The 230-nt window shown below is 63.5% G+C and carries 1 protein-coding gene; it reads right to left on the reverse strand.

Annotated elements, in window-relative coordinates; all coding sequences use genetic code 11:
- Positions 1-218: hypothetical protein (locus CVH10_RS25045; protein WP_369336045.1), on the reverse strand; the 218-nt coding region annotated here is incomplete at its 3' end.
- Positions 219-230 lie beyond the last annotated feature (12 nt).

Genomic DNA, 230 nt, shown 5'->3' on the forward strand with positions numbered 1-230 from the left:
TCCTCGCCGCGGTCGGTGAAGCGAGTGACGGTCCGCCCGCCGAGCAGGGAATCCAGGGAGCGGCCAATAACGCTGACCCAGACGCCGAGGACGGCCGCGCGATTGTAATCGATGTTCACGCTGAGCTGAGCCTGGTTCTCCTCGTAGTCGCTATCCAGGTTCAGAACCCCCGGGTTGTCCTGGCGGATGTGATCCATCAGGTCGTCGAGCCAGGTCACCAGCTGCTCGTA

Origin of the sequence: Halomonas sp. ND22Bw (assembly GCF_003011945.1) — a bacterium.
GTDB lineage: Bacteria > Pseudomonadota > Gammaproteobacteria > Pseudomonadales > Halomonadaceae > Halomonas > Halomonas halophila.